General features: G+C 44.3%; 3 protein-coding genes and 1 pseudogene. 1 reads left to right on the top strand and 3 read right to left on the bottom strand.

The annotated features are described in order from the left end of the window. Positions 1–866 precede the first annotated feature (866 nt). Positions 867–1,409 carry a replication/maintenance protein RepL gene (locus AC5O63_RS22290; RefSeq protein WP_494506275.1) on the top strand — a complete coding sequence of 181 codons (543 nt, stop codon included), beginning with the start codon at positions 867–869 and terminating at the stop codon, positions 1,407–1,409. Position 1,410: 1 nt separating this feature from the next. Here the strand turns inward: AC5O63_RS22290 and AC5O63_RS22285 are convergent, their stop codons facing one another. From AC5O63_RS22285 to AC5O63_RS22275, 3 genes and pseudogenes are all read right to left on the bottom strand, one after another. Continuing rightward, complete coding sequence (locus AC5O63_RS22285; RefSeq protein ID WP_494506274.1) at positions 1,411–2,559, bottom strand: hypothetical protein; 1,149 nt, start codon at positions 2,557–2,559, stop codon at positions 1,411–1,413. Between the two features lie 322 nt (positions 2,560–2,881). Then, positions 2,882–3,025, bottom strand: coding sequence for a hypothetical protein (locus tag AC5O63_RS22280; protein WP_494506273.1), 144 nt, complete (start codon positions 3,023–3,025; stop codon positions 2,882–2,884). A 10-nt stretch (positions 3,026–3,035) separates the two neighbouring features. Next, positions 3,036–3,242, bottom strand: a pseudogene (locus tag AC5O63_RS22275) (hypothetical protein); the annotation flags it as partial.

The following is a 3,242-nucleotide window of genomic DNA, read 5'->3' as shown; positions in this document are numbered from 1 at the left end:
CTCTTTTTCTACCTTTTTAAGTTCCTTTACTAGGAAGTTTTCAACCTCCTGAGAGACATTGAACTTTAGACCTTGCTTGCGTGCCTCGGCTCTAGCTCGCTTCAATCTTGCGTCAATGCTGCCCTGAACCTTGATATTTAAAGAAACCTTACTTTCTACCTTTTTTAGTGCCATTTTTAATTCCATCGATTTGTTATTGGGTTTACTTAAATATAGTAATTTTTCTACCTAGCCGCAAATCTAAATAGGTGCTTTTGTACGTGAAATCTGAGGTTTTTTTTGCAAAAACTCCCCCAGATTTTAAGCACAGAACCGCCCCCTCCCACCATCCTGCAAAGATAGGGAGCGAAGCGACGAAAAGGATCTAAATGTCCCCAATTGAGGACATTTATGTCCAACGAATGGACAAAATCAGATTTTCGTTAGTTATACCGCTCGCCGCAGTGCTGGAGCTAGGGAGCGAAGCGAGTCTGTCGGAAGCCGAGGAAGCGGAAGAGGCGGGATCTTAAACCGTGGCACTGTCACCGTAGACTTTGCCGAGCAGGGAGGCGAAGCCGTGGGACGGCTCCTGAGTCCCGTCTTATTCGTAGAATAAGATATAAGAAGGGATCACCCTCTAACCCCTGTAAAATGGAGATCCAATTTTCAGAATGAGTGAGTAGTACTATCAGATCTGGGTATAACGGCTATCAAAAAAACCCCATATTTTGATAGTTCATTTTCTGTACTATCATTTCAGAGTGCCATTTTGATAGTACAAAGTTCATTTTTTATTGCGGTACTATCAAAAAAAGGGTGGTTTTTGATTTGACTAGTATCATTCAATTGTTTAGTTTTAGAAAAAACACCCAACTATGAATGATCTAATGAAAGTAGAACGATACGATGTAAACCCCTTCCTAAATGAGCTTGTGGTTCCTGTGAAGCAAAGAAACGTTAAGGTTTCACCTCTTGGCAAGGATCGTAACGTTCTTATCAACCAAGAGACTGGAGAGCACTTCGGAACTCACGTTACGACTTATAAAAAAGTTGATGCAGAGAAATTTGTAAAACTCTTTACAGCAAACATAGCACTAACATTCAACCTTAAACCTGCGGGGATTAAGGCGCTTAGTGTTTTGATTTGGACTGTCCAGAACACTTCGATCAATAAGGATCTAGTGCTACTGGACAAATACTGTTTAGCTGATTTTATGAAGGCTCATGAAGACCAAGAGCCTCCTCTCAAGCTCTCTCACCCTACATTTCTTCGAGGCTTGGCAGAGCTTGAAAAAGCACACATCATTGCTAAAAACATCAGGAAGGGTTGGTACTTCATCAACCCTAACTTTGTATTCTCTGGGGATAGAATTGCCTTTACTCAAATCATTGAGAGAGACGAAGTAAAAGATGTAGAACTTACTGATTAATCTACATTTTAAATGCTCGGGGCTTCACTTTAGGAGCCTCTTTTTCTACCTTTTTCTTCTCTTCCATTTGGTTGATCAGATCAAGCAGCTCCTTGGTATCTTCATCCTCGATAAACTCAAAAGCTCCCTCTAGCACACCAACACGCTCCTTGGTGCTCTCCATTGCAATGTCTTGGATTGTTCCCGGTAGTTCGTCGAACTTCTCCACGGTGGCCGCTTTCAGCTCTTCTCGCTCTTGTTTCGCTTTCTTGGCCAACTCAGCAGCAAAGAACGTCTCCCTTGCACCGATGAACAGTTCGAGAGATTGTCTCTGAAGCTCCATATCGCGCTTTAATTGGTCCAATAGGAGCTTTTCCGACTCTACCTGTTGTTCGACCTTCAAAAGCTCTCTATGGACGTGCTGTTGCTTGTTTAGGTGCTTCGCTTGCGTCAGCTCCTTACTGTCGCCCCTCTCAAAACCGAGGTGCTTGAGGTGCTTTGCTGCAATATCTTGCTGTTTTGCCCATATCGAGTTCTTACCCCGTGTTTGGTACAAAGACAGGGGCGCACGCCCCTTGAGTGGCGTTTCTATCGTCTCTGTGAGTGGCTTGCCGTTCTCGTCCAACTCATAGAGATACTTGTTAGGTTTTTTGGGGTCACGCATGGCTTTACCATGCTGATCCTTTTTGGTGATCTTTTTCTCACGGGTCAGTGTCACGTCCTTGGTGCACACGTTCGCAAAAAGTAGATGGGCATGAGGGTTCAGCGTCTCTTTTCCCGTCTCTGGGTCTCTGTACCCCTCATCGAGGTGCATCTGATACCCAATAGGCATAAATCCAGTTTCTCGCTCCATTTCGTTCATCATTTCGGTGATACTCTTATGAAGCTCCTTACGCCAATTTTTATCGTCACTGGATAGCTTTTTTACCTGATCCAATGGCAAGACCAACACGCTATCAATCAGGCTGTTCTTTACCGTCTCTGGCATCACCTCCAGAGCTTCACGATAGCGCTTATCTATAACCTCGGCACTAGTGCCAAAGTTGCGCTTCGTGTACTCAGGGTTCAGCACGTTCTTATCGTGGGCGAACTCACGTTTCACATGCGCCATTTCTCCCCTAGCTTGGCTACGAGAGAAATACTTGCTGTTCACTGCAATTTTGTTTTTCATCGCTTTTCTCAAAGCATACAAAATTCCGCCTTTAGATCAAAATCGCCTTTATGCTCCTTTAGTGCGTCCAGCTCCTTTAGGCAAGGTGTACCACCTTTAGCACACTAAAGGCGTACCGCCTAAGATCGTGTGCCCTGCGGGGCTGTCCCTGCGCTTCGCTTGGGGGGTTCGCTACGCTCACGGCTTAGCAGGAAGGGGGGCTTTGCATTCGTCGCGCAGCTCCTCATACCCTGTTCGACCCCTGCGAAACTTTCTACCTTTTTTACTACCCTTTGACATTCGCTAGGCACAAAAAAAGCCACTCGTTCAGGGTGGCTATTTTCTACCTTTTTAGGTTTATATTACTCTGCGTTGTTTCTGGCGCATGAGTTACATTCACCTTGGTACTGGATGCTTGAAACGTTGCTGCTATCGCTGAAAGTTCTACCGCAGGACATACACGTTTCTGTGCCCATATCAGGCTCATAATTATCCATCTATTTTTCTACCTTTTTAGATTTGTTTTTAGGTTCATTACTAGATAGTAAATCTAGTTGGTTTTTTTCTTCATTAATATCTTGCTCAATGCCTAGCTCTTTTTCTACCTTTTTAAGTTCCTTTACTAGGAAGTTTTCAACCTCCTGAGAGACATTGAACTTTAGACCTTGCTTGCGTGCCTCGGCTCTAGCTCGCTTCAATCTTGC

This window comes from Vibrio sp. SCP2, from assembly GCF_059295395.1.
Note: the sequence above shows the minus strand (reverse complement) of the source record. Positions and strands in the feature narration are given on the sequence as shown.